Origin of the sequence: Rhodococcus koreensis, from assembly GCF_017068375.1 — a bacterium.
Lineage (GTDB): Bacteria > Actinomycetota > Actinomycetes > Mycobacteriales > Mycobacteriaceae > Rhodococcus_F > Rhodococcus_F koreensis.
Genome location: NZ_CP070610.1, coordinates 510,864 through 536,688, shown reverse-complemented (window position 1 = coordinate 536,688; position 25,825 = coordinate 510,864). Strand labels below are relative to the sequence as shown.

27 protein-coding genes and 1 pseudogene are annotated in these 25,825 nt (G+C 64.7%); 21 read left to right on the top strand and 7 right to left on the bottom strand.

From position 1 onward, the window contains the following. Positions 1 to 136: 136 nt before the first annotated feature. From gnd to JWS14_RS51330, 7 genes are all read left to right on the top strand, one after another. The gene (gene gnd, locus JWS14_RS43460) at positions 137 to 1,084 is read left to right on the top strand and encodes a phosphogluconate dehydrogenase (NAD(+)-dependent, decarboxylating) (RefSeq protein ID WP_338051689.1); all 948 of its coding nucleotides are present in this window, start codon (positions 137 to 139) and stop codon (positions 1,082 to 1,084) included. Further along, positions 1,081 to 2,085 (top strand): glucose-6-phosphate dehydrogenase (coenzyme-F420), encoded by a 1,005-nt coding sequence (gene fgd / locus JWS14_RS43455; RefSeq protein WP_133987138.1) that lies wholly within the window; start codon positions 1,081 to 1,083, stop codon positions 2,083 to 2,085. Before gnd ends, fgd begins: the two co-directional genes overlap by 4 nt. After that, entirely contained in the window at positions 2,082 to 3,737 is a 1,656-nt protein-coding gene (gene pgi, locus JWS14_RS43450) for a glucose-6-phosphate isomerase (protein WP_206016531.1), read from the top strand. Before fgd ends, pgi begins: the two co-directional genes overlap by 4 nt. After that, the gene (locus JWS14_RS43445; RefSeq protein WP_206016530.1) at positions 3,725 to 4,099 is read left to right on the top strand and encodes a WhiB family transcriptional regulator; all 375 of its coding nucleotides are present in this window, start codon (positions 3,725 to 3,727) and stop codon (positions 4,097 to 4,099) included. Before pgi ends, JWS14_RS43445 begins: the two co-directional genes overlap by 13 nt. A gap of 144 nt (positions 4,100 to 4,243) precedes the next feature. Next, the gene (locus JWS14_RS43440) at positions 4,244 to 4,417 is read left to right on the top strand and encodes a hypothetical protein (protein WP_166680714.1); all 174 of its coding nucleotides are present in this window, start codon (positions 4,244 to 4,246) and stop codon (positions 4,415 to 4,417) included. 10 nt (positions 4,418 to 4,427) lie between these two features. Then, a complete protein-coding gene (locus JWS14_RS43435; RefSeq protein WP_206016529.1) occupies positions 4,428 to 5,204 on the top strand; it encodes a VOC family protein in 777 nt (258 codons plus the stop codon). Positions 5,205 to 5,357: 153 nt separating this feature from the next. Then, positions 5,358 to 5,492 carry a hypothetical protein gene (locus tag JWS14_RS51330; RefSeq protein WP_259376151.1) on the top strand — a complete coding sequence of 45 codons (135 nt, stop codon included), beginning with the start codon at positions 5,358 to 5,360 and terminating at the stop codon, positions 5,490 to 5,492. Positions 5,493 to 5,722: 230 nt separating this feature from the next. Here JWS14_RS51330 and JWS14_RS50745 read toward each other — a convergent pair. The 4 genes and pseudogenes from JWS14_RS50745 to JWS14_RS51325 form a co-directional block, all read right to left on the bottom strand. Continuing rightward, positions 5,723 to 5,914 (bottom strand): annotated as a pseudogene (locus JWS14_RS50745) (IS30 family transposase); the annotation flags it as partial. A 369-nt stretch (positions 5,915 to 6,283) separates the two neighbouring features. Beyond that, positions 6,284 to 6,829 carry an MgtC/SapB family protein gene (locus JWS14_RS52020; protein WP_420855165.1) on the bottom strand — a complete coding sequence of 182 codons (546 nt, stop codon included), beginning with the start codon at positions 6,827 to 6,829 and terminating at the stop codon, positions 6,284 to 6,286. A 43-nt stretch (positions 6,830 to 6,872) separates the two neighbouring features. Beyond that, on the bottom strand, positions 6,873 to 8,534 hold the full coding sequence (locus JWS14_RS43425; RefSeq protein WP_206016528.1) for a hypothetical protein: 1,662 nt from the start codon (positions 8,532 to 8,534) through the stop codon (positions 6,873 to 6,875). A 453-nt stretch (positions 8,535 to 8,987) separates the two neighbouring features. Next, positions 8,988 to 9,110 (bottom strand): hypothetical protein, encoded by a 123-nt coding sequence (locus JWS14_RS51325; RefSeq protein ID WP_009476095.1) that lies wholly within the window; start codon positions 9,108 to 9,110, stop codon positions 8,988 to 8,990. Positions 9,111 to 9,431: 321 nt separating this feature from the next. Between JWS14_RS51325 and JWS14_RS43420 the strand changes: the two genes are divergently transcribed. From JWS14_RS43420 to JWS14_RS43405, 4 genes are all read left to right on the top strand, one after another. Beyond that, a complete protein-coding gene (locus JWS14_RS43420; protein WP_206016527.1) occupies positions 9,432 to 9,779 on the top strand; it encodes a serine recombinase in 348 nt (115 codons plus the stop codon). Between the two features lie 896 nt (positions 9,780 to 10,675). Next, entirely contained in the window at positions 10,676 to 10,816 is a 141-nt protein-coding gene (locus JWS14_RS43415) for a hypothetical protein (protein ID WP_206016526.1), read from the top strand. Between the two features lie 1,305 nt (positions 10,817 to 12,121). Continuing rightward, on the top strand, positions 12,122 to 12,475 hold the full coding sequence (locus JWS14_RS43410) for a WhiB family transcriptional regulator (protein ID WP_206016525.1): 354 nt from the start codon (positions 12,122 to 12,124) through the stop codon (positions 12,473 to 12,475). Between the two features lie 214 nt (positions 12,476 to 12,689). After that, positions 12,690 to 13,226, top strand: coding sequence for a hypothetical protein (locus tag JWS14_RS43405; RefSeq protein WP_206016524.1), 537 nt, complete (start codon positions 12,690 to 12,692; stop codon positions 13,224 to 13,226). Between the two features lie 90 nt (positions 13,227 to 13,316). On the opposite strand, the gene JWS14_RS43400 is transcribed toward JWS14_RS43405, so the two are convergent. Genes JWS14_RS43400 through JWS14_RS43390 form a run of 3 tightly spaced genes read right to left on the bottom strand, consistent with a single transcriptional unit; the run spans position 13,317 to position 16,340 of the window. Beyond that, positions 13,317 to 13,664, bottom strand: a complete 348-nt coding sequence (locus tag JWS14_RS43400) for a hypothetical protein (RefSeq protein ID WP_206016992.1) — start codon at positions 13,662 to 13,664, stop codon at positions 13,317 to 13,319. A 16-nt stretch (positions 13,665 to 13,680) separates the two neighbouring features. Beyond that, positions 13,681 to 15,087, bottom strand: coding sequence for an amidohydrolase family protein (locus tag JWS14_RS43395; RefSeq protein WP_206016523.1), 1,407 nt, complete (start codon positions 15,085 to 15,087; stop codon positions 13,681 to 13,683). Continuing rightward, positions 15,084 to 16,340 (bottom strand): CoA transferase, encoded by a 1,257-nt coding sequence (locus tag JWS14_RS43390; RefSeq protein ID WP_241031780.1) that lies wholly within the window; start codon positions 16,338 to 16,340, stop codon positions 15,084 to 15,086. The genes JWS14_RS43395 and JWS14_RS43390 overlap by 4 nt, the downstream gene beginning before the upstream one ends. A 31-nt stretch (positions 16,341 to 16,371) precedes the next feature. On the opposite strand from JWS14_RS43390, the gene JWS14_RS43385 reads away from it, so the two are divergent. The 10 genes from JWS14_RS43385 to JWS14_RS43340 all read left to right on the top strand — a co-directional run bounded on the left by JWS14_RS43385 (position 16,372) and on the right by JWS14_RS43340 (position 25,691). Next, positions 16,372 to 17,442: an enoyl-CoA hydratase/isomerase family protein gene (locus tag JWS14_RS43385; RefSeq protein WP_241031779.1), complete on the top strand. Its 1,071-nt coding sequence runs from the start codon at positions 16,372 to 16,374 to the stop codon at positions 17,440 to 17,442. Between the two features lie 164 nt (positions 17,443 to 17,606). Further along, positions 17,607 to 18,428: a FadR/GntR family transcriptional regulator gene (locus tag JWS14_RS43380; protein ID WP_167119990.1), complete on the top strand. Its 822-nt coding sequence runs from the start codon at positions 17,607 to 17,609 to the stop codon at positions 18,426 to 18,428. A gap of 561 nt (positions 18,429 to 18,989) precedes the next feature. Then, positions 18,990 to 19,823, top strand: a complete 834-nt coding sequence (locus tag JWS14_RS43375; RefSeq protein ID WP_206016522.1) for a mycofactocin-coupled SDR family oxidoreductase — start codon at positions 18,990 to 18,992, stop codon at positions 19,821 to 19,823. Between the two features lie 10 nt (positions 19,824 to 19,833). Continuing rightward, positions 19,834 to 20,046: a ferredoxin gene (locus JWS14_RS43370; protein WP_206016521.1), complete on the top strand. Its 213-nt coding sequence runs from the start codon at positions 19,834 to 19,836 to the stop codon at positions 20,044 to 20,046. A 16-nt stretch (positions 20,047 to 20,062) separates the two neighbouring features. Continuing rightward, entirely contained in the window at positions 20,063 to 21,292 is a 1,230-nt protein-coding gene (locus JWS14_RS43365) for a cytochrome P450 (RefSeq protein WP_095870561.1), read from the top strand. Between the two features lie 50 nt (positions 21,293 to 21,342). Further along, positions 21,343 to 21,729, top strand: coding sequence for an ester cyclase (locus tag JWS14_RS43360; protein ID WP_009476052.1), 387 nt, complete (start codon positions 21,343 to 21,345; stop codon positions 21,727 to 21,729). A gap of 78 nt (positions 21,730 to 21,807) precedes the next feature. Continuing rightward, a complete protein-coding gene (locus JWS14_RS43355; RefSeq protein WP_167119979.1) occupies positions 21,808 to 22,749 on the top strand; it encodes a PDR/VanB family oxidoreductase in 942 nt (313 codons plus the stop codon). 79 nt (positions 22,750 to 22,828) lie between these two features. Continuing rightward, positions 22,829 to 23,617 (top strand): SDR family NAD(P)-dependent oxidoreductase, encoded by a 789-nt coding sequence (locus JWS14_RS43350; protein WP_206016520.1) that lies wholly within the window; start codon positions 22,829 to 22,831, stop codon positions 23,615 to 23,617. 58 nt (positions 23,618 to 23,675) lie between these two features. Beyond that, positions 23,676 to 24,911 (top strand): acyl-CoA dehydrogenase family protein, encoded by a 1,236-nt coding sequence (locus JWS14_RS43345; RefSeq protein ID WP_206016519.1) that lies wholly within the window; start codon positions 23,676 to 23,678, stop codon positions 24,909 to 24,911. 15 nt (positions 24,912 to 24,926) lie between these two features. Then, the gene (locus tag JWS14_RS43340) at positions 24,927 to 25,691 is read left to right on the top strand and encodes an SDR family NAD(P)-dependent oxidoreductase (RefSeq protein WP_009476048.1); all 765 of its coding nucleotides are present in this window, start codon (positions 24,927 to 24,929) and stop codon (positions 25,689 to 25,691) included. The last annotated feature ends 134 nt before the right edge of the window (positions 25,692 to 25,825 follow it).

Here is a 25,825-nt window from a genome sequence, read left to right as displayed (position 1 = left end):
GACTCTCTCCTCGGCATCGGCACTGTGTGAAATCTGGTTGGGGCTCCACGATTCTAGCGATAAGTGCGCAGATATTGACAGTTCAGCGGGATGAACGGCATGATTACAGGCATTCGATGCGCGATGTCGTGCAGCGGTGGAGTCTGGATCCCGCGCCGATCGCCACACAACTGTCGAGGAGCTTCCGATGCAATTGGGTTTGATAGGTCTAGGGCGGATGGGCGGAAACATGCGTGAGCGTGTTCGCGCCGCCGGTCATGAAGTCATCGGGTTTGACGCCGATCCGTCGATCCGGGATGTGGGGTCATTGGCTGCACTGGTGACTCGTCTCAGCAGTCCGCGGGTGGTCTGGGTGATGGTTCCCGCGGGTGAGCCGACCCGCAGTGTGATCGACGCACTGCGCGGTTTGTTGGCGGCGGGGGACCTTGTCATCGATGGAGGCAATTCTCGCTTCTCCGATGACGAGGTGCACGCGGATGTCCTGCGGGAGCGTGGAATCGGTTACCTGGACTGCGGCGTGTCCGGGGGAGTATGGGGCCTGGAAGAGGGCTACGGGCTGATGGTGGGCGGCGGGGATGCGGATGTGGCTCGCGCGATGCCGATCTTCGACGCACTGCGGCCCGAAGGGAAGCGGGACGAGGGTTTCGTGCATGCCGGTCCGGTCGGCGCCGGCCACTACGCAAAGATGGTGCACAACGGTATCGAGTACGGGTTGATGCAGGCGTACGCCGAGGGCTACGAACTGCTGGCCGCCGAACCCCGAATCACTGCCCCCGACGCTGTGATGGGGGCGTGGCAGAAGGGCACAGTGGTGCGCTCCTGGTTACTCGACCTTCTCGTCTCGGCGCTGCGGGAGGACCCGGGTTTGAGCTCGATCTCCGGATACACGGAAGACTCGGGTGAGGGCCGGTGGACCGTCGAGGAGGCCATCGCGCACGCCGTGCCGGTTCCGGTGATCTCGGCCGCCCTGTTCGCACGATTCTCATCCCGACAGCCCGATTCGCCGACAATGAAGGCGGTTTCGTCCCTGCGGCAGCAATTCGGCGGACATCAGGTCCGGACCTTGGAGGCGGCACAGTCATGATCAAGTTGGGTTACAAGGCGTCTGCGGAGCAGTTCGGTCCGCGGGAGTTGGTGGAGCTGGGTGTTCTGGCGGAGGCACACGGTATGGATTCGGCGACGGTGTCGGATCATTTCCAGCCGTGGCGGCACGAGGGTGGTCATGCGCCGTTCTCGTTGGCGTGGATGACGGCGGTCGGGGAGCGGACGGAGCGGTTGCAGTTGGGGACGTCGGTGATGACGCCGACGTTCCGGTACAACCCGGCGGTGGTGGCGCAGGCGTTCGCGACGATGGGGTGTCTGTATCCGGGGCGGATCATGCTCGGGGTGGGTACCGGTGAGGCGCTCAACGAGATCGCGACAGGTTTCGCGGGTCAGTGGCCGGAGTTCAAGGAGCGGTTCGCGCGGCTGCGGGAGGCGGTCCGGTTGATGCGTGAGCTGTGGCTCGGGGATCGCGTCGATTTCGAGGGGGACTACTTCACCACGAAGGGGGCGTCGATCTACGACGTGCCCGAGGGTGGGATTCCGGTGTATATCGCGGCCGGTGGTCCGGTGGTGGCCCGGTATGCCGGTCGGAGCGGTGACGGGTTCATCTGCACGTCCGGTAAGGGCATGGAGTTGTACACGGAGAAGTTGCTGCCTGCGGTCGCGGAGGGGGCGGCGAAGGCCGGCCGTGATGTGGCGGAGATCGACAAGATGATCGAGATCAAGATTTCGTATGACACGGATCCGGAGTTGGCGCTGGAGAACACGCGGTTCTGGGCGCCGTTGTCGTTGACGCCGGAGCAGAAGCACAGCATCGATGATCCGATCGAGATGGAGAAGGCGGCGGATGCGTTGCCGATCGAGCAGGTGGCGAAGCGGTGGATCGTGGCGTCGGATCCGGATGAGGCGGTGGCGCAGATCCGCCCGTATCTCGATGCGGGATTGAACCACCTGGTCTTCCACGCTCCGGGCCACGATCAGAAGCGGTTCCTCGAGTTGTTCGAGAAAGACCTTGCCCCGCGGCTGCGAGGACTCGCATGACACACAACATCACCACGACACCGCTGTGGCAGAAACTGTCCGATCACCACTGGGAAGTCGCGGCCACGCACCTTCGACAACTTTTCGACGCCGATCCCCATCGGGGCGAAAATCTGAATGTCACGGCCGGCGATCTCTACATCGATTACAGCAAGCATCGTGTCACGCGCGAGACGGTGGGCCTGCTCCTCGACCTCGCCCGGGCCGCTGGAGTGGAACGCCACCGTGAGGCGATGTTCACCGGCGACCATATCAACACCTCCGAGGACCGGGCTGTTCTGCACACTGCTCTGCGCGCGAACCCCGAGCGCGAGCTGATCGTCGACGGACAGAACGTGATCGAGGACGTGCACGCGGTGCTGGGGCAGATGGGTGAGTTCACCGATCGTGTCCGGACCGGTGTCTGGCGCGGGGCTACAGGCGAGCGAATTCGTACTGTGGTGAACATCGGAATCGGTGGATCCGACCTCGGTCCGGCCATGGTCTATCGCGCCTTGCGTCACTACGTCGACGGGCCTGAGGTACGGTTCGTCTCCAATATCGACCCCGCGGATCTGCTGTCGAATCTGACCGACCTGGACCCGCGTACCACGCTGTTCGTCGTTGTCTCCAAGACTTTCTCCACGCTGGAGACGATGACGAACGCATCCGCTGCCCGACGCTGGATCACCGGCGCACTGGGGGAGGATGCGGTATCGAGCCATTTCGTTGCGGTGTCCACCGACGCTGCACGGGTCACCGCATTCGGCATCGCCGCCGACAACATGTTCGGCTTTTGGGAATGGGTGGGCGGACGGTACTCGGTCGGGTCCGCCGTCGGACTGTCGGTGATGATCGCGATCGGACGGGACCGGTTCACCGAGTTCCTCGGCGGAATGCGGGCGATCGACGAGCATTTCCGCACCGCGCCATTGGAATCGAATGCGCCCGTCATCCTAGGCATGCTCGGTGTGTGGTACTCAAGCTTCTTCGGTGCCGACTCGCGGGCTGTGCTGCCGTACGCGAACGACCTGGCCAGGTTTCCGGCGTACCTGCAACAACTGACCATGGAATCGAATGGTAAATCGGTGCGAGCGGACGGTACTCCGGTCGGAACCTTCACAGGTGAAGTTTTCTGGGGAGAACCAGGCACGAACGGACAGCATGCGTTCCATCAGCTCCTGCACCAGGGCACACACCTGATTCCCGTCGACTTCGTGGGATTTACGGAGCCGGTGGAGGATCTACCCACCCTCGACGGCATCGGATCCATGCACGATGTGTTGACCGCGAACCTCTTCGCACAATCGAAAGTTCTCGCGTTCGGCAGGACCGAAGCGGAGATCGCCGAAGACGGGACACCCGCCGAGCTCGTCCCACACAAGGTTATGCCGGGAAACAGGCCTTCGACAACAATCTTGGGCACGAAGCTCACGCCGTCGACTCTCGGACAGTTGATCGCCTTGTACGAACACCAAGTATTCGTACAAGGAATCGTATGGGGCATCGACTCGTTCGACCAGTGGGGAGTCGAACTCGGCAAGACATCTGCTCTGGAACTGGGCCCTGCCCTCTGGGACACAGACGGCGCAGCTTATGACGGGGATAGCTCCACCGCAGGGTTGATACGCGCCTACCAACGGGCGAGAGGACAACACGTTTGCCTGCATTAGCGGTACGGCTTCCGTCGCCGAGCGCAGAGTCCTGGGATTGGCAACTGTCCGCCGCGTGCCGGGACGCCGATCCCACGGTGTTCTTCCATCCCGACAACGAACGAGGCGAACCACGCGCGAGTCGGATACGTGCAGCCAAACGTATCTGCCTACGATGCCCCGTGCGCGCGAGGTGCCTCAACTACGCACTCGAAGCCTACGAACGCCACGGTATCTGGGGCGGCTACACCGAGGAAGAGCGCAGGACGCTCCAAAGGATGCGGGACGTGGGGAGAGCACCAGATTCCTCTAGTCCGGGGAGTGACGACTGCGGCCGGACGTTGCGATCATCTGCTGGGCGAGCGCACAATCCAATCCAATAGCGACGCGAGGGGCCCTCTGCGCGGTATGCGGGACGTCGGGGTTCTTGTGCTCGCTGGCGATACGCACGCTCTCGATCCAAATGCCAGCGAAGCGGGTCATCCTCCTGGTTCCTCGTTCGGAACGTAAAGCCGTAGACAGGACATGTGTTGACTGAAGAATGCTCAAAGGCCACATACATCGAGGCTCCGTCGGTGATGCGGCGGGTGCTGCGACGTGCCCGTGACGGCGCCACTCTGAACGTGGACGAGGCGACGACCCTGCTGCAGGCCCGCGGCGACGACCTGGCGGATCTGTGTTGCTCGAGTCACCACGGATGATGGTTCCGTCATGCTGAAGATCGACGAGCGTGCGTGGCGGATCGCGGTGCACCCCGGTGAGCGAGCTCAGCTATCGTACCTGGGCTTCGAGGTTCAGGGCCCAGCGGAGCTGGGCCGCGCGAAGCGGGCACTGGAGGCCGCTGGGGTCGTGGTGAAGCGGATCTCAGGCAGCGCGGCGGAGCAACGCAGCGTGGAGGAGTTGCTCCGTTTCGAGGATCCGGCGGGCAACGTGCTCGAATTGTTCTACGGCCAGTTCTGCGACTACACCTTCCAATCTCCTCGAGGCGTCTCCCGGTTCGTCACGGGTACACAGGGGCTGGGGCACGCAGTGATCGGGGTTTCCGACTTCGAGACGAGCGTCGCGTTCTACACCGACGTGCTGGGTTTCCTGGTGAGCGACTACATGTACCAGGGTGACTCGGCCACCGCGTTCCTGCGCTGTGGGCCAAGGGAACACACCATCGCTCTGTACGGGGTGACGAAAGACCGCGACTCCCGGCTCCAGCATTTCATGCTGGAGGTCGGCGAACTGGACGATGTCGGCATCGCCTATGACCTGGTGCAGGATTCCGAGTTCGGTGTGACCCTCACGCTCGGTCGCCATACCAACGACGCTATGGTGTCGTTCTACTGCCGCACCCCATCCCCCGGCATCCAAATGGAGTACGGCTGGGCCGGCAAGCAGATGACTCCGCGCGATGCCTCTGTGCGGATGACCAAGGTCGATGTGTGGGGTCACCGGACAGCGAAGACAGGCCAGTCGATCAACGACATGATTCGCAAGTAGCGGTGCGTCATGAAGGATCCTAGCCACCTCAGCTGCCTTTCCGGCGAGGGGTCGCCGAGCACGTCATTACTGCTGCGTGTCGGCTCAGTCTTCCACGCTCGGCACGTGAGGCTCGATGACCTACACCTCTCTACACGCGATCAGGGACTGTGCGTGACGGCCTGTTTCCGCTCTCCCATGGAGAAGGCGATCACGCTGCTGCGAACCTTGGAGCGGGTCGTCGGGGTGGTCGGCGCCAAGCTCTATGCGGAGGGGCAGGAAGAGACCTGTTGGGAGCCACCCGCATAGCGAGAATCACGAACGTCGCCCGCCGCAAGGCTGGGGACCTTCGTGATTCGGTTACCCTAAATTAATGGGAGTCGATCAGCGCGGCTCGGTGCAGCGTTGACTACGGTGGTCTGTTCGGGACCTTCTGACCGTCGGGGCGATCGTCCCGGCATTTGATCCATTGGTCGCGCTGGCCGACGAGAAGAAAGACCCCTGCTTTGCTCGAGGACCAGGCGGGAGGCAGGGCGGATTCAACCGGTCGTCGCAACACCGTGCCGTGAGGACGAGTGTACTTGTTCGGCAAGTACTTCCGCTGGAGTTCTCCAACCGTGCACTTTTCGGGGTCGGTTGGTGAGCGCATCGGCGACCGCCTGAAGCTCACGGGACTTGTATCGCGACAGATCAGTTCCCTTCGGAAAATATTGTCGCAGCAGCCCATTGGACGCTCCGTGGACGAGCGGTGCGATCGGTGGCGGCAGCTGGCAACGCGGGCGTGGCTGATCTGTGGCGGCGCCTCGCTGGTTGCTGTGGCGGTTGTGGGTGTGCTGATCTGTGTCGGGTGAGGGGTGACGACGTTGCCGGGTATGTGCGGTGGGCGGTTCGCGGCTGTCGGTGCGGGACGGGTCGAGCCCTCGACGCCGAGACCGCAGCTGGAGTATCAGCGGACGCTGAAACTGTCGCGGCTGCTGAGGCATACGCGTCCGAGGCCCCGAGATGCGGGTGAAACCAGGTGGGCCGAAGTGGCCCGGTCGGAGTGTAGTCCGCTCCGGCCGGGTCTCGCCGGGACGTGCAGCAGGTACCCGCCGCGTACGTCATGACCGCACTCGTCCCGGTGTGCGTCCGGGAAGGGGTGCGCTCCCGTTGGGCGGTGTGGTTCCGCGTTGGTGTGCCTGGGTTGTGGGCGCCGCTGATGTCACCTCGGGCGTTTGACAGCGGGTGAAATTCTCGACCGGATCTACGGATCTCGGCAGACCGGTGTGCACCAATCCCTGCCAGCCAGTGTAGGTGTGGCTGGTGCGGTATTGGTTTGTCGACCTGTTCCTTCGTGTCTCCGGTGCGAGGATAGGGTAGATCCGCCGCCTGCTCCGATCGCTGAAATGTGCCTCACGCCACATGTCTTTCTTGGGTCGTCCGTACCTGCTGACGATCGTGAACAGTGCGGCTCCGAGGCCGACCAGGGGATGGGTGCGCATCCGGGCGGACTTCTGCCGCAGTTGTCGCTCCGTGCCCACCGCAGTGGAGAGCGCGACGGCCACCGACAACACCGCCACCAGGGCGGGTGCGAGGTCACGAGCATCGCTCGGATAATCCTTTGACAATAAGAGAATAGGAGCAGCTGCGCCCGTCCGCTGGAACATTCTGATCCTCACGTGTGGGTGCCGCTGTTTCTGAGGGTCGGGTCTATTTTGGTTCTGGACGGGACGACGGACTTGCCACCACCAACGGCGGGTTGGAAGGTTCGAAGCCGGAAAGGTTGTTGGCTTTTCGGCACTCTCGCAGTGTGGGCGTCATGTCGCGGCGCTTGGGGGCGGTGCGCCACACGTGCGTCTCGAATGGGAAGATCGACTCCCGCCGTCGACGTTCGAGGTCCTTGACAGGCTTCACGTCGGGCGAGGCCCGCGGTATCGCAGCCGGTGTTGTCTGGATCCTGAGTGTCCCGGAGGGGCGGCGACGTGCGACAGCCGCGAGTAGTGGGACAGCGCCGATCGCGGTGACAGCCGCCACGGTGAGCCCCCAGCGCTGCAAATCCTCCGGTGATGCCGCGCCGGCGGTGTGGAGCGACGTCGCGAACAGCGCCCCGGCGGCGACCGCTACGAGCGTGGATCGCAGGTCTCGGGCGGAGGCGGCAGCGTGGGGTAGGAGACTGATTTCGGCACTGTCGCAGAGCTTGCCGAGTTCGGTATGCAGGAAGGCGATCTCGTCGGCGGTGTGGTGGACCAGCGTTGATCGCAGGTGTGTCGATTCGATCCGTGGCGGACGTCGGTGTGCACCGGTGAGGTGTGTTTGCAGAAGCCGTGTCTCGATCATCCGTGTGCGGGCCGCCGCGATGTCGCCGTGGCCCGCGAGAGCGCCGCGTTTGTTCAGGTGGCGGCGGTTGCGCAGGAGCGAGAGTACGCGTCGGTGGTCCGCGGAGTGCTGGGCGCGGAGGGCGACCCAGCCGATGAGGCTGTAGAGCATGTCGCGGGTGCCCCGATCGAGATGGTCGGGACTGGTAGCGGTGGCGCCGAGGTCGACGGCGAGGGCTCGGGCGTCCTCGCGAATCGCGAGCCCCGGTCCGGGATGCGACGGCCTGTCGGTGAGCGGGGCCCGGTGCCAGCGCAATAGTCCAGGGTAGGAGCGGGACGCACCCCCAGCGCAGGGTGTGGTGCCGGGGTCATCGACCAGTCGCCGTACCGTGTCGACCCCGTCGGTGTGGACCTCGATGACCAGGCCCTCGAGGGTGTCCTGCTCGGTCCGGTGCGGTCTGTGCATTGTCAGGCTGCGCAGCGGCCGGTAGACCGCAGATCTGGGCAGTCGAGTGTCCAGCCGCGGGAAAATGTCGGTCGGGCTCGCCTCGGGCGTCAGTGCGAAGGGGCGGAGAAATGCGTCGATGGCGGCCCAGAATTCGGGGCTACCGCCGTCGCGGAGGGGATCGTTGTGTCGGTCGATCAGGCTGCCGGCGCGGTCGGGGGTGAGTTCCTCGCAGGCCAGTACCAGTCCGTTGCCGGGAACCTCCCACAGTGACAGGCAGGTGGCCGGTGGGCCGACGTAGCGGCGTTGCGGGCCGTCAGGCGCGCGTTGGTTATCGAGTGCGAGGCCGAAGGTGACCGGGGGACCGCTGCGATCGGCGATGTGTCGGAACGCCAGCAACTGCGCGTGGGGGCCATCGTCTCCGGTGGCGGTGGGGGTGCTGATGCGGGCCGGCAGGAACGGTTCGACCTCGTCGACCGCGGGAACCGGGACCGGGTCGGCGCTTTCGACGATATCCAACGGCAGCAGGATTACTCGCAACGTTGCCTGGCGTCTCCTCGACGACAGTGAGGTCGGGATGGGCCGACGGGTGACGCCGCCAGGACGATTCATTTCTGTTTCATAGTTTCTCGACGGGTCCGGCACTGCTGTGTCGACCCTTGGGGTCGGCACAGGAGACAGTGATCTCGCCGGATGTTGTGTGAGTTGCCCTTGTCTCGCTCACTCTGACTTCTTGGGAAACATGTCGTCCCGGCCGGGAGGGGCCGGGACGACATGCCTGAGGCCGGAAGTTGGCCCCCCGATCAGGTGGTCACACGCAGGGCGAACCGAAAAACATACGGCGTGTTTCCATTGAACTTGTCAGGGTCGTGTGAGTGTTGTTCGTTCCTGTAGAAAATCGGAAGCGAGTGCAGCGGTGATATCGCCACGCCGAGCCGGTCTCTCCCGGCGCTGCTACTTCTGCTGTGGGCGAGGGTCAGGCTTTTGTCCGTATTCCCGGGATAATATCATCAATCCTCAGGCACGACGAGGGTGGTGGGGTGCGGCGTTGACGCCAGTAGTGCGTCAGCTCTTCCGCTTTCGGATGAGTTGAGTCGACTCGAGGGCCTTCTCTCGCTTCTCCGCCCGGCGCTCCTTGAGGGCACGTGCAGACTGTTTCGAACTCTTGACGGCGGACTTGTCAGCCATTGTCGGTCCTTTCCGAATCGGCAACCGCGAACTGACCTCGACCATACCCAACAAAAGAAATAAGTCCAGTTCAGCGGCCGATACGAGGCGGCTCAGGTACAGGAGGGTCGTGACGACGGGGTCGGTTGGACCAACGTCATCGGGTTGTACCTCCGATCGGAGATGGTCTACGCCTCAGGAGCGTGCATCCGATCGTCCTGCAGTGGCAGTCAGAGCTTCCGAGGTACAAGGGGCGCAGTAAATTTGACGGAGCTTGCTTATTTCTTACCGATGGCTATGGTGCAGGGCAGCGTTAGTGGCATCTATCTGGAGGACTGAAATGTGAGTGCAGCTACCGATCGTCAGTGGGCGGTTCGTGACGCTGTTCTGCGTTGGCTTCTCGCGAAGACAACGGAGGGTTATCGCAGCCCGATTCTGGACGCGGATGCCATCGGAGCGGAAGTCGGGTGGGTGGCCTCGGCGCTCACCCACGACGAAGTGTCCGACGCCTCGACGTTTCTCTTCAAGGAGAACTACCTGACAGGGGTGCCGGTCATGGGGATCGGGATTCCGCGACCGATGCTGACCGTTGCCGGACGTCGGGTGGCCAAGTCCGGCAAACCGTTGAGGTCCAAGGTCGACGCTCACCAAGCGAAGTTGCGCCAGCGTCTGACGGCTCCGCTGGCGTAGGCATCCGCGACGACGGCGGCGTGAAGTGAAGTGAGAGAACGGCTCGACTGGTCACTTTTCACTCGACGATGAATACGTGAGCACGGGTTGAGCTCGGAACCGTTGGGTCTGCACCGTTGTCGGTCACACCACGCCGGCACCGACGGGGTCACCCAGTCCGGTCGCGTCCCCCGAGGTGGGTGTCCGCGTATGCGCATTCCGCGGCGAAGGTTCGACCCAAATCGGTCGACTGTGCCGTCGGTCTGCGATCGGAATGGCCTGGCTTGGTGGTGGTGACGGCCGGCAGGGGTGCATCAGCGAAAAAGCCGGGACGATAGCAGGATTCACTTTAGGTCCTAAAGGATGGCAAGGTGCTCCGGAGATCGTAGCGTGGGCGCTGGGCGGATCGGTCGATGGCGCGCTGCGCGACTCACAGTTTCGCCGGTCCGACGCCGTTCGCGTGGTTCGTCGATGGGCACGTTGTTCGTCGGTGAGGGTGTAACGGACGGCGATGACTTCGCGGGCCTTCTCGTGGGGTGACTGCATGCCCGCCTGCGCTGTCACAGGCTCGGTATCCATCGCCGCGGAACCCAGATCTCGACCCTCGTTGCGGTCGCCGCCGCCTCCATAGTGATATCGCCGAATACATTCGGAATCAGCCGATTTCGTCCGGAGCAAGACGGGAGTCGCCTATCATGGGTGTGGCGAGCCGACCGTAGGGCAACGTCGACTACCGACGGTGCCGGGTGGCTCAGCACCGTGGAGATCAAGGCTCGTTCGCCGCGATGTTCGCTTTCGGCAACGCCGACGCACCTCCGCCGTCGTTGCCGTTCCCGTCGGACGCGGGTGAACTGCGCACTACCGCATCACGATCGCGCCGGCCGCCACACCTGGCCTACCCGAGGAGGACCTGTCCCATGAACCTCAATGTCGCCCTGCTGTTACTTGTCCTCGCCGGAGGAATCGGTGGTACCGCCGCCGTCCAGGCCGCGTTGCGCCGTTCCGCCGGGCGGCGCCGCGGCCACAGCGAGGGTGCGGTGTTCCGCGTCGACGGCTGATCAGCCTTTCTTCGGACCAGTCATTTCCCACCCCACCGAAACCAACCCCCGCATCCACCTGCGCTTGACACCGGGGGCGCCATCTTCGTGGGCGCAACACCAAGGGGTCGGACGTAGCAGACTCGCCCGCAAGAACCGCGATCACCGCACTGCCACGCACACCGGCCCACCCGAGAATCCGACTCAGCCCCAGCCGAACTCACTTCATGGTGTTGTTGTCAGACTCGGGGCGCAACATATGTTTGTCGGCAGGCCGCCGGCCGGGCCGCCATAATGCCCGCCGGCCGGCGGTTCTGCACCCCAACCGGGTTACTTCCCGGGTGGGAGTAAATGGATGGGTCCACACCTGCGAGGCTCACCTACGCGGACGGTCGGCTCTCACATCCGGCATTGCGCGGTAACCGTGTCCCCCCGACACGTACCGCAAGGCCGAGGGGGTCGGGCGCTATTGAACCTTTCCATCTCGCCACCTCCGTGTCGTGCGATATTCACACACCTAAAGTTGAATGTTCAACTTGCTGGGGTGTGAGATACGCGACCGCCCAACGTTCGCGGCTCGACCTCGGCGCGCAGTGACGCTCTCGCCGGGTCTCGCCCGCAACCCGGTGCATCGGGCGGCGATCCGCCGGCACGCGCACACCGCACAGCCCATTCTTTCGTCACAGGAGACGAAAAAGGGAAGTATTCCAGGGTCTTCCGAAATCAGCGGGATCTCCAACCGCGGGAAGGGTCGATGCCGCCCGCAGAATTACCGTGACCGTCTTCGAACGCCGCTTCCGAGACGCTGACGACATTGCGCAGTCCGGACGTTGGAACTCGACAACCAGCCCGTCGGCAGCGCCAGGGTGCATCGGTCGAGACTGGGGTGCCTAGGTACGACTAGGTAAATGCCTGTGTTCTCTGGCCATCGCTTCGACGAGACTGGAGTGACCACCGGTGACCTCGGCGATACGAGCGCGGGACACCAGCCCACCTGCTGCCACCGGCATGTGCACCGCCAATGAACGAAAGGGCTATCGTGCCGACCGACGCGTCAGCAATATCCGGGCGACGCCCTTTACGGGGACCTGCTGGCGCACAATTGCTGGCCACCGCGGCGGCCAGCGTGGCCGAGCGGTGCGCCTGCAGCCATGACGCCGCCTTCGATGCCCTGATCGATGTTGCCCGCCGCAACCACATCAGTGTCGCCACCGCAGCTCAAGACATCTTGTCCCGGCCGTCCGTGGTTCCCGGTCGCTGTGAACCGCAACATCCCCGTCCCACGGTCGATCTAGCATCCGGCTCCCCTGACGTCGGCGGTTCTCGATGAGGAAGGGCCGGCAATTGTTCCCCCTGGAAGATCCCACGCGAGAGGTGACGGCCACCTCTGATTCCGGTGAGTGGCGGGAGCGTGCGGTGTGCTGCGGCGCCGACGTGTCGGTGTTCTTCTCACCCGAGGGTGAACGTGGCCACGCTCGCGACCGGCGCGAAGCGCAGGCCCGACAGGTTTGTCAGCTCTGCCCCGTGCTCGCGCAGTGCCGCGATCACGCTCTGACGGTGGGTGAGCCCCACGGCGTTTGGGGTGGCATGACCGAGGGGGACCGAAGAAAACACGTTATGCACCCCCATACAGCCAACGTCACTGCCTGCCAGAGCAATTGCTCTCTAGCCCCGCGCTGACAAGTCGTGCACCCTGCTGCAGTGCCGCCGGTAGCGTCCCACAGGCGCACGCGACACACCGACGTACAGGGTGCCGTCCGCGGTCCAAGTAGTTCATGAACCCGCGCGTGTGGACTCGGCGTGTCGTAAAGAAGTGGGCGGCGGACGGTCGTGAACGCTTGGACGGCTGACCCGATATATCGGGTGACCTATTGACCTTGAACTGGGAGAATAAGTGAAATCCATCACGAACGCGCTCGCTGTTGTCGCCCTGTGCGCCGCTACGAGCGCACTGGCAGCCTGTGGCGGAGGAAACGGCGGCGAGGTGACCCCGGATCCGGGGTCAGGAGTCAATCGGCCTGCTGACTCGACCGCCGCCACCCCACCGCCGGCGAACCCGACGTTCGGTCAGGCGTACACCTTCGAGAACGGCCTTGCCGTCACGGTGGCCGCGCCACAGCCGTACACGCCGAGTCCGTCGGCGGCTGGTGCGGACGCCAGCCTCCAAGCTGTGGTCTTCGATATCACCATCGTCAACGGGTCACCCGAGAACTACGAGACGATGGTGTTCGCAACGACGTTGCAGAGCGGGAACCGCGAGGCGAGCAAGATCTTCGACACCGCTAACGGTGTCGGTGGTTCCCCGAATACCCCGACACTGCCTGGTCGCGAGTCGGCGTTCCGGGTAGCGTACGCAGTCACCGATCCCGCCGACATTGTTATGCAAGTCAGTCCCGGATTCGACTACAAGAAGAGCATTTTCACAAGCTGATGCGGGAACGGATGTCGCAATGGGACCCGGCCGATGTCCGAAAAACACCGCACTCCTGCAACGCTCGGCGACGCGGCCCGTTACCTCACCTCAGGTGGACGGCGTGAGCCAGGCGAGCGCGGCGACCACGAGTGCCTGCGTACCGGGGTGGAGGGTGGGTTGAGCAACCGGAGCGAACTTCGCGGAGGGGTTCACCGGTGCGACTGGGTCGATCGTTCCGGCGTCCGACACCAGTGCATCATGTGGTTCGGTCGACAGGCCGATTGCGAACTCAACCTCCTGCACCAGGGCGATCTGGGTTGCCTTGGGTCGGGCGTACAGTAACTGGTGGAAGCCTGCCCCCTCGTCGGGGTAGTCCTCGACGAACCGTCGGTATCCGACCGCGCCATTCCTTCGTCGTCGTAATGTGCTCCCGGCCGGGCTACGGGTAAAGACCACCTCTCGCCTCGGGTTACTAGTCCGGATAAGCCCAGTGTCCACCGATCATCGTGGCCTGTACCGCGTCGGCGGCGGGCGCAGTGAGTATGTCGGCGAGGGGCGCGGATAGGAGGACCATGTCGGCGGTTGCCCCCACGTGGATGTGGCGTGGGGTTCCGCCCGGATTATCAGGGGGGGTAAGGTATCGCGCCAATGCCTGTGCAGCGGTGATGCGTTCGGTGCTTCCGACGATCTCGCCTGTCGGTGCGCGGCGGGTCGCCGCGGCGGTGATCACCGCCCAGGGGTCGAGGGGGCCGTAGGGGGCGTCGCTGGACAACGCGACCGCGACGCTCGCGTCGATCAGAGACCGGCAACGGTAGAGGTCGGACTGGTCTCGCTTGTCGACGTCACGCAGGTAGTCGTGGCCGCGATCGGCGAGAAAGCCTGGTTGGGTGACCACGGTGAGTCCGCGCCGACGAAGATCGTCGATGGTCTCGGCGGGGATGAGGGCGCCGTGTTCGATGCGGTCACCGGGGAGAGTGCCCACCTCGTCGAGGACCGTCAGCAGGATCAGCAGCGCTTCGCGGGTAACGCAGTGCACGGCCACCGCCCGCCCTCGGTTGTGAACGCGGTGGATCCGGCGTGCCAGGTCGTCGAGGTCGGGAAGCCCGGAGTCGGCGAGGACGATCTTGTATGGGCCGACAGTCAGACGGGCTGCCGGAGAGACCGATACGTCATCCGGTGGTGTGCCGAGCAGATGCACGCGTTGCGGCAGGCTGCCGTCGGTGATCGATGTCTCGATCGCCGAGCGAGATTGTGGGTCGAGGTCGGGGGTTGCGTCGGTGACGCCAGTGATTCCCACCCGCGAGAGGGTGGCTCCGATGTTGTTGAGGCGCGGGGGCCGGGACGGTGGGAGCCGGGCGCGCAGCCAGGTGTCGGCTCGCCAGACCCGCCCGGTCGGCCGACCGTCCGGTCCGCGTTCGATCCCGGGATGTGAAGCCCCGTCGAGGTGCGTCGCGGTCACGGCCGCGTTGTTGAGTACCCACATCGCGCCGCTACGGTGCTGGATCCGCACGGGGCGTGCCGCGTGCAGGCGATCGAGGGCGTGGGCGTCGAGATCACCTGCGACGGTGTCGATGTAGCCGACGCCGCGGACCCAGCCGTTGTCGTCACCCGGCGCACGGCCGAGCGCGTCCGCGAGGGCAGCCGGGTCGTGGACCGCGGGGGGCCCGCAGCGCACCGACGCGGCGTCGGCGGCCATCGCATGCAGGTGCAGGTGGTGATCGTGCAGGCCGGGGATGAGGGCGCCGCCTTCGGCGTCGATCACCTCGGCCCGGGAGGGGGGTAGATGCGCCCCGACCGCCGTGATGCGGTCGCCGGTGACGGCGACGTCGACACCGGGAACGCCGTTGACCTCCGCGCCGCGTATGACGAGGTCGGTCACGGGACTGCGATCCCCAGCGAGGCCAGCACTGCGGCGGTGTCCGCCCCGGAGTTGGCGACCCGTCCGGCGGGCACGCGCGGACGCGGCTCGGCGACGGGAACGACACCGGAGGAGGTTCCGGCCACCCACTGGCCGTCATGTTGGAAGGTCTGCGGCACCGGGTGGTTGGTGAGGGTCGACGCGATCAGATCCGACATCGACAGATCCCACATGTGTCCGGACCCGTCCGCGGGCGCGGACATCGCAAGGGCCGCGGCGGTGACCCCGGTGAGGGGGTCGGCGAGGGCGTCGCCCACGAAGAGGGGTGTGCCGTCGGAGTCGTAGGCGATGAGTCCGGCTGCGGCGGCGAGGTCGTCGCCGAAGCCGATGCGGTCGGAGGAGCGTCCCGCTGCGGTGATCGACACCCAGGTGGCCCCGCGGGCGACGGCGGCGTCGGCGTCGAGTCCGAATCGGGTCAGGGCGCGGGGGCGGGAGGCTTCGATGACGATGTCGGCGGCGTCGACGAGGGCGGCCAGCGTTCGTCGTCCTCCGGTGGTCGTGGGGTCGAGGACCACCGATTCGTGACCGCCGTGCAGCAGCCGGTAGAAGTCCGGATTGCCGCGCCGGGCGCCGTCGGGGCGGTCGGGGGTCTCCACCTTCACTACGCGTGCGCCCGTGAGCCCGAGTAGGTTGGCGCACAGCGGGCCTGCCCAGAGCGAGCTGAAGTCGACGACGAGGAGCCCATCGACAGGCCGGGGATACTGCGGCACCGGGACCGGCGGTAGGGCGCCTGCCCGCGACACGGGGCCGGCGGCGACACCGAGCAGTTCCGCGCGTTCGGCCAACTCGGTGCCGGTGTGGGTGCGGAGCCAGTCGGAAACGGCCGGCCAGGGGTCGTTCTCGTTGATGGAGTCGCTGATCAGCGCCCCCAGCAGTGTGGGGTCGTCGGGGCGGGCGCAGGATACGGCCGCCCACCCGTCGGCGGTCGGCAGCAGACGGCAACTGCCGCCTACCGACACCTCGCCGCGACGCTTACGTCCGGTGAAGGCCGCGCGCTCGGAGAGTAGGCGGGCACCGTCGACGTCGAGATGCCGACCGCCGAGGGCACTGACGTCGGAGATCCATGACGACATGGCGCGCGCGACGGTAGCGGCCCGGCCGGGCGGTATGACCGGTGGTCCGTCTGGGCGGCCGGTGAGTGCGAGGACTCCGCTTTCGGCCCAGTCCCGCACCGGATCCGGCGCCGAGGGGCTGAGCAGGGGAGTAAGTGACACCGGTTGATCCTATGCTGGCAAGCTATCTGTCGTGGATACCGCGCAGCCCGTGATCACCCCGCAGGACCTTGCCGACGGGGTTGCCGATACCCCGCTGCTCGGTGAGGGTGCGGTCGTCGACACCCCGATGCTGGTCGTGGATCTCGACATCGCGGTCGACACCGCGACCGCGGTCCGTGCCGCGGAGCGGGCGATGCGCGCCGACCGGTTGCTGGTCGGGGTGCGCCGCACCCCCGGGCCGGTGCCGGAGGCGGTCGCGGATCTGGCGGCCGGTCTCGACACCACGATTGTCGCCGACGCCGCTCCGGTTGACCGCTGGATGGTCGGCGCCCGAGATCCGGACGCCGCGGTCGCCGAACTCCGCGACGTTGTGGCCGCCAATGTGCACGCCGCGATCGTGCTTGGGCAGGTGCTGCGGTTGTCGGAGGAGCTGCCGGTGCCGCAGGCGATCGACGTCGAGTCGCTGGCCTACTCCACCTTGCTCGGCACCCCGGGTTTCCGGCGCTGGCTGCGGCAGCGCGGTCCTCGTCCGTTGCCGCCGCCGGCGCCGCAGGACCCGGTGCTGATGCGCCGGGACGCGGAGCGGCTACACATCACTCTGAATCGGCCCGAGCGGCGCAACGCGTACGGGGCCGAGGTGCGGGACGGCCTGGTCGAGGCGCTGCGGCTGGCAATCATGGACGAGACGATCACGGCGATCGTGCTCGACGGTGCGGGCCCGGTGTTCTCCGCGGGTGGCGACCTGGACGAGTTCGGCACCACCCCTGACCTCGCGACCGCGCATTTGATCCGTACCCGCGCCGGCGCGGCTCGGCTGGTTTCGCAGTTGGCCGACCGAATGGAGGTCCGGGTGCACGGCAGCTGTGTCGGGGCCGGCATCGAGGTACCAGCGTTCGCGGGTCGGATCGTGGCAGCGCCGGGCACGGTGTTCCGGTTGCCGGAGGTGTCGATGGGATTGATCCCCGGGGCGGGTGGAACGGTGGGCGTGCCTCGGCGGATCGGGCGGTGGCGGGCGTTCTGGTTGTGTGCGACGGGTGCTGCCCTCGACGCCGGCACCGCGCTGGCGTGGGGTCTTGTGGACGAGATCAGCGCGGGTCAGTGATTGAGCGTGCCTTTACGACCGCGAGGGGGAGACTCCCGTGTCGGAGCACGTAACAAAACATCATGATAATATCCGGTGTGATGTCCAGCACGTCCGCGTTCTAGGGTGCACCGCACGCCGTGAACGGTTGGTGCGTGGGTTCGGTACTCGAAGAGGATGGCGCGATGGTCGTACGCAGCGAAGGAACGCGCAAGCGCGAGACGCGCAAGCGCGAGACGAACGGTGACCGCCCGATTCCGATCGCGGCCGGCGGATCCTCGCTGCTCCGACCGCTCAAAGCGGCAGAAGTCATCGCACGAAACATTGTGGGCGACATCCGTGCCCAGAACCTCCGGCCGGGCGATGGACTGCCGTCGGAAGCGGCCATGCTGACGCAGTACGGTGTGAGCCGAGAATCGCTGAGGGAGGGACTGCGCCTACTCGAGGTGCAGGGAATGATCGCGATTCGACGCGGCCCCGGAGGCGGTCCCGTGGTCGGGTCTGTGGGCGCAGCACACCTCGGACGAGTCTCCGCGTTGTTCTTTCACATGTCGGGTGCCACCTACCAGGAACTTTTCGAGGCGTGGGTGTGGGGACAGGGAGAGCTGGCCGAGCGTGCGGCTCGGCATCCCGACGCCGACACGCGCGCCTCCACCATGGCGCCGTTCATGGACGGGCACCACCACGAATCCGACGAGCTCCTCGAGGGCTACCTCGAGGAGCATGCCGGGTTTCACGGGGCGGTTGCCTCGTTGGTTCGCAATCGGGTCCTCGAGTTGAGTCTCGAATCCTACGGCCAGATCGTCGCGCACCACGTCGCTATGGTCGACGACCCGCGCACTCTCCGAAGCGTTCTCGTCGATGATCATCACAAGATTGCCAGGGCGGTCGCTGCTGGGCAGCCCAAGCGCGCCCGCGATCTCATGGAAGAGCACTTGCGTGGCGTGGTCGACTATTGCCGGGATCGCTTGGGAGGATCGCTCGATTCTGCGATCGAGTGGTTGTGAGCTGACACCGAACTGGATACGCGCGCAACCGGCGCGCCCGGGTTGAGCCGAACACCGACGCCGACTTCATGATGGAGGTCGGCGTGTTTCTCTGCGGCTGACATGCGCCGCAGCCACCGGGGAACTTATCTGCCCGAAATCTGTCGTACCCGAATCGAATTCGGGCGGCTGTGCACGATCCGCGGGCGCTTGTCTGTCCTGTCCTCTCTTTGTTGGTTCGCCGAGTCTCGAACGGCTCGAAATCGCGCTTGTGCTTTGCCGGGGTCTCGACACTATTCCTTAGGCTGTGGGCGGACACGTTGAACGTGCTGGTCAAGCCAATTTTGTCAAGCCGTAGAGGTGGTGCAGCGCAAAGTGAGACCACCCCTTGACATCGGAGTTCCTCATGAGCAATATTGATCTCATGTTGTCCGGGGTGTGACTGGATTAACAAGGCCCTACGAACCGGAGCTCGACAGCTTGCTGTGATGCGCTCCCGACATCTCTTCTTCTGCTTGGCGTCGCCGTTTATTCAAGTACCTGGCGTAACCGTCGAGACAGCTGCCAATAGGAGGCAATCAAGTGACACGGCTGGATGGCAAGATCGCGTTCATCACTGGTGCTGCACGCGGACAGGGGCGTACCCACGCCGTCCGGCTTGCACAGGAAGGCGCCGACATCGTTGCGGTCGATCTGTGCAGGCAGCAGGCCAACCTCGACTACACGTCCGGCACCCCCGAGGATCTCGAGGAAACGGTGCGCCTGGTCGAAAAGGAAGGCCGCCGGATCATCGCGCGTGCCGCCGACGTGCGGGACCAGGCATCTTTGGATGTGGTTGTCGAAGAGGCGCTCCGTGAGTTCGGTGGGATCGACATCCTCGTCTCCAACGCCGGCATCTCGAACCAGGGATCGGTGGTCGAGCTCACCGACCAGCAGTGGGAAGGCATTCTCGGTACTAACCTGGTCGGAGCCTGGCATTCGTGCCGCGCAGTCCTGCCCTCGATGATCGAGCGCGGCGCGGGTGGGTCCGTCATCTTCGTCAGCTCAACGGTCGGGTTGCGCGGTGCGCCCGGGCAGGCGCACTACAGCGCTTCCAAGCACGGCATGCAGGGTCTGATGCTGTCGCTGGCCAACGAGGTGGGTCTACACAACATCCGGGTCAACTCGGTCAATCCCGGCGCCGTCAACACAGAAATGGCGATCAACGAAAGCCTGCTGAAGATGTTCCTTCCCGATATCGAGAACCCGACTCCCGCGGACGCGGCAGACCTTTTCAGCAACCTCACGCTTCTCCCGATCCCGTGGGTAGAGCCCGAGGATGTGAGCAACGCGGTGCTGTGGCTCGCCTCGGACGAAGCCCGATTCGTCACTGGCGCAGCGATTCCCGTCGACGGCGGACAACTCGCCCGCGCCTGAGGTGCACCGGATGACATCGATTGGAGTCGAAATGACGAACAAGGTATCGGTAGATCAGGACTTCTGCCAGGCGCACGGCAGGTGCTACGCAATGTTCCCTGATCTGTTCGAACCCGACGACGAGGGCCGCGCACAGGTGAAGAACGACGGCTCGCTGCCGGAGTCGAACACGGTAGACGAGATCCTGGCCGTGTGCCCCGAAGCCGCTATAACCTCCGTGTGAGAGACAGGTATTGGAAATGACTGAACAGTTGCAGTCGGAGACGACCACGACCGGTCGATGCCCCGTCGATATGTGGTCGTCGGAGTTCAACGACAATTTCTGGCCCGAGATCAATCGCATGCAGAAACTCGACGAGCTCAGCGTCCATACGCAAGGCGATACCCCCTGCTACGTGGCCACCCGCTACGAGGATGTCTTCAAGATCCTGCGTGACTGGAAGCGTTTCTCATCAGAAGGGGGCGTCGCGATTCTCGGCCATGACAACCGGGCGGCACCTCCGAAGAACGAGGGCCGGTTCCTGCCCGAGGATCTCGATCCGCCGGCACAGACGGACTGGCGTAAAATCCTCAACCCTGAACTGACGGAAGAGAAGATGAGAGTCTTCGCGCCGTCGATCACCGCCGAAATCGATACGCTCCTGGATGCGGGGATCGACCGTGGCCGGTTCAGCGTCATGGAAGACTTCCTGCGCCCGCTGCAGCTGCGGGCGGTCTTCAGTAATCTGCTCCAGCTCGAGGGCGACAAGATCGACGACTGGATGCAATGGGCTCACGATATCTTCGTCGGCGAGACCGCGGAGGCGTCGGAGAATGCATTCGTCAGCCTGTACGCCGCCATCGAAGCCCTGGTCAAGGCGCGTATGGCCGACCCGATCGAGGACGACCTGGTCAGCCTGGTGTGCCAGGTCAAAGAGATCGACGGCCGCGAGCCCACCCTGTCCGAGCGCATTGCCGTCGTACTCCCGCTGTCGATCGCCGGCCTGGAATCGACCGGAACCATCCTCGGCGGCATCGTTCACCACCTCGCCACTCATCCCGACGACCTGACCGAACTGGTGGAGAATCCAGATCTGGTTCCCAACGCCGTCGAAGAAGGCCTTCGCATGTTCGCGAATGTCACTGCACTCCAGCGGACCACCACATGCCCCGTCACCGTCGGCCAGACCGATCTCGACGAGGGCGCCAAGGTATGGACGTCGTACAACGGGGCCAATCGTGACGAAACGAAGTTCCCGAACCCGCACCAGTGGGACCTGCACCGCAAGGACAAGAACCACATTGCCTTCAGCATCGGTCCACACCGGTGCCTCGGCTCCAACTTCGCTCGCGTGATGATGATTCTCGTACTCGAGCGGATCGTCACCAAGATGCCGAAGTTCACACTGGTGGAGGGACAGACCATCGGGTACCACTCGATGCCCACCCGCGGAATCCACGAGTTCGACATCGAAGTACTCACCGACTGACGACCCCCCACCCCATCCTTGTCGCTCTCACGTAGAAGGACTGATTACTCATGACCAACCCGGCTCCGGAAGAACTGTTGGCGCAGGCCCACAAGGTCGTCGATGCGTGGAACAACCTCGAACTCGACGTGCTCCACGACCTCGTCGACGAGAACATCGTGGTGGTGCACCAGAATCGGGGCGTCGCGGCAACCGGTCGCGACCTCATGATCGAGACGGTAAAACAGATGAAGCAGGTGTTCCCCGACCGCTCGATCGGTGAGACCACCCGCTGGGCAGTGACCGGCAACTCGGTCCTGCGCGAGACCACGTGGCAGGGCACCGCGACAGCGGATGTTCCCGGGTTCGGCAAGGCCGGCGAGTTCTGCAAACTCAACGTCCTGTCGATCATGACGTTCGAGAATGGTCGGTTGACCGAGTGGTGCGATTACGGATAGGCCGCGGCGTTCCCTCGAAGCGGGTTGGTCCTGCTTCGAGGGAGTCGGCACCTTTCGACAAACTTCTGGGAAGTGAACATGAACCTCGATCTTCGCGTCGTCGAACGGCGCACGGTCGCCGACGGCATCGTCGAACTGGCACTCGAAGCCGACAGCGGTGACGCACTTCCGCGCTGGGAACCCGGATCCCACATCGATCTTCACGTGGGCAACGGATTGATTCGCCAGTATTCGCTGACCGGTTTCGGCGTCGCCGACACCCGGTGGGTCATCTCGGTGCTCCGGGAGCCGAACAGTCGCGGCGGTTCGGTGTCCGTTCACGACTCGCTCGCGGAGCAGTCGTCGGTCACAGTCAGCGCGCCGCGCAATCATTTCCCTCTCGCCGGTGGCGTCGCGGTTCAGTTCGTGGCCGGTGGGATCGGCATCACCCCTCTCATCCCCATGATCATGCAGCTCGAGCGTGAAGGCCGGGATTGGAAGTTGTTCTACGCCGGACGATCGCGGGCCAGCATGGCCTACCTCGACGAGTTGGCCCAGTTCGGTGATCGGGTCCAGATCTGGCCGGACGACGAACGGGGGATGCCCGACATCGACGGGCTCGTCACCGCCACAGATCCGCAGACAATCATCTACTCCTGCGGTCCCGAAGGGCTGCTGGCCAAGTTGGAAGATCTCTGCACGGCCGGGCCGGTGAAGCGGACTCTGCGCACCGAGCGTTTTGTGGCAAAAGAGATCGAACTGGACGGACCCGATCACGACATCGACGTCGAGTTCGCACAGTCCGGTATCACAGTCACCGTTCCCGCAGATCGAACGATCCTGTCCGTGGCCGAGGAGAACGGAATCGACATTCTCTCTTCGTGCAACGAGGGAACCTGCGGAACCTGTGAAACTCCCGTCCTCGAGGGCATTCCAGACCACCGGGATTCGGTGTTGACCGACGATGAGCGTGAATGCGGTCAGACCATGATGCTGTGCGTGTCACGTGCGCGCTCGGTCTCACTGCGTCTCGACGCGTGATACATCCGTCCATTCGGACATCGGTAGTGGCGCTGAACCCGCAGTCGCGCAGCGGACAGAACACAAGGAGAGCGGTGTCGTGAGTCGAGAGAGCGGAATCCAGGGCTCGCTGGCCGGGCAATACGTGCTCGTCACAGGTGCCAGCGAAGGCATCGGGCTCGGCATCGCGAAGGGAATGGTGAAAGCCGGCGCCAGCGTGATGATCGCGGCCCGTCGGCGACCAGAACTGGAACTGGCCCGTAAGGAACTGCAGGAGCTGGCCGCGCCCGGTCAGCAGGTCGAGATCGCGGAAGTGGACATCCGTGACCCCGAATCGGTCGGCGCGATGTTCGAACTCGTAGACCGCACCTTCCCTACGCTCAACATCTTCGTCGCCAACGCGGGCAGCGGGTCGATGGTCCCGTTCCTGGAGATGACGGAGGAGGTGTGGACCAACACGATCGACTTGAACCTCACGGGCACCTTCCGCTGCTGTCACCAGGCCGCGACGCGGATGGCGGCACGTGAGGACAAGAGCGAGAACGCGGCGATTCTCGTGCTCTCGTCGGTCCGCGCACTGGGGACGCGGCCAGGCACGATCCACTACGCGACCACCAAGGCGGGACTCAATCAGTTCGTGCGCGTAGCAGCCTATGAGCTGGCCGAGCAGGGTGTCCGCGTCAACGCCCTCTCGCCCGGTATCACCGCAACCCCGATGGCGTTGGAGCGGAACCCGGAGGTCTTCGAGAGGATGGCCGCCACAGTTCCCTTGGGTCGAGCCGGCAGCGTCGAAGACATGGCCGCCGCCGCGGTGTTCGTGTGCAGTCCGAGCGCGAAGTTCATCACCGGCACCAACCAGATCGTCGACGGCGGAGAGTCGTTGTACTGAGCGCCGGCGCTTCTCGGATGGCCGGGGCGCCTGTCGCCGCACAAATTTCGGAGGTTGTATGACCCTGTCAGAGTTTCGTGAACAGGCCGGGCAATGGCTGCGTGAGAACGTCGGCGCCGTCGCGGGCACCACGGAGCGGGACCCGTTCGATGTGGCGGTATTCCATTCACTGCCATTCGAGGCGGAACAGGCATTGCTCGAGGAACACAAGCGTTGGCAGCGTATCAAGTTCGACGCCGGCTACGGTGCCCTCGACTGGCCGATCGAGGATGGCGGCGCCGGATTGAGCGTCGAGCACGCCGATGTGTTCGCGAGGGAGGAGTCGCTACTGTTGCCGTTGGCGCCACACGAGTTGTTCTCGGTCACGATGCACTTGATCGCCCCGACCATTCGGATCCTCGGGACGCCGAGACAGAAAGAGACCTTCCTGCCCTCGATGCTCCGCGGCGAACTCCTGGCCTGCCAGTTGTTCTCCGAGCCCGGTGCCGGCTCGGACCTCGCCTCCCTCGGCACCCGCGCCGTCCGCCGCGGCGACGAATGGGTGATCAACGGACAGAAGGTGTGGACCTCGGGGGCGCAATTCGCCGAGTGGGGCGAACTCATCGCACGCACCGATCCCGACGTACCGAAACATGCGGGAATGACCGCGTTCCTCGTGCCGCTCGACGCACCGGGTGTGGAGGTACGCCAGATCCGGCAAATGTCCGGAGGTACCAGTTTCAACGAGGTCTTCTTCACCGACGTCCGTGTCCCGGATCGTCTGCGACTGGGCGAGGTGGGGGCAGGCTGGAATGTCGCGTTGACGACCCTGGCATTCGAACGAGGCGGAAACTCCAACACAGCGGGAGTCGGCGGACAGTTCAGCCAGCTCGTTGCCTCCGCACGCGCTGCCGGACGGATCGGTGATCCACAGATTCGGCAGCAGCTGGCCGAGGTTTACCTTCGCCAGACTCTGGCCGAGATCGACCTGCTGCGCGATCGCCAGGCACGGGCGGCGGGAGGCGCCCCCGGCGCGGTGGGATCGGTGCGCAAGGTCCAGTGGGTGGACAAGCTGAAGCTGGTGTCCGACACCGCCACTGCGATACTCGGTCGGACGCTACTGGCCGACACGGGGCGACCGGGAACATACGCGTGGAACGAGCACGTGCTCGGGGCGCCCGGTTACCGCATTGCGGGCGGCTCCGACGAGATCCAGCGCAACATCATCGCCGAACGACTGCTGGGGCTCCCCGCAGAAGCGCGGGCCGACAAGGGCAAGTCGTGGCGTGAATCGACGTCGCGCTCGCGCGCCTGAACGAATCGAGGAACCATGAGTACCGATCGACACAATCTCGCCGGCAAGGTAGCCCTGATCACCGGCGGCAGCAGGGGTCTGGGAGCCTCGATGGCCTGGGCGTTCGCAGAAGAGGGCGCACACGTCGTGATCGCGAGCCGCAAGGTCGAGCCGTGCCGGGAACTCGCTGCGGAGATCGAGGCCAAGACCGGGGTCAAGGCGCTCGGCGTGGCGGCGCACGTGGGGGACTGGGCGACTCTACCGACGCTGATCGACGAGGTGTACTCGACCTTCGGCAAGTTGGACGTGCTGGTCAACAATGCCGGCATCGCACCGCTCTATCCGAGTATCGAAGAGGTGAGCGAGGAACTGTTCGACAAGATCGTCGACGTGAACCTCAAGGGTCCCTTCCGGCTGAGCGCCCTCGCCGCGACGCGAATGACCGCAGCGGGCGGCGGATCGATCATCAACATCAGTAGCAACGCGTCCGAGCGGCCGGCCCCCGCCTACATCCCGTACGGCGCAGCCAAAGCCGGTTTGAACTCGCTGACCAAGGGACTCGCTTCCGCCTACGGACCCGGGGTCCGCGTCAACTGCGTGATGGCCGGCTCCTTCTTCACCGACATCAGCAAGGGGTGGGACATGGACGAATTCGACGATCTCGCTGGGGCCTGGCCCATCTCGCGTGGTGGCAGGCCGGAGGAGATTGTCGGGGCGGTGCTGTACTTCGCCGGCGATTCGTCGAGTTACACCACGGGGACGATCCTGCCGGTCGACGGTGGGCGAATGGCCGTCGGATAATCCGTTGCCGGTCCCCTGACAGACCTCGCCTACTTGATTGGCCACTGCGAACTTTCAGCGCCAATCCCTTCGAACCCCGCGCATTGCCCCCCGGTGCGCGGGGTTCGCAGCTTGTGCGGGTATTTCCCTGCATC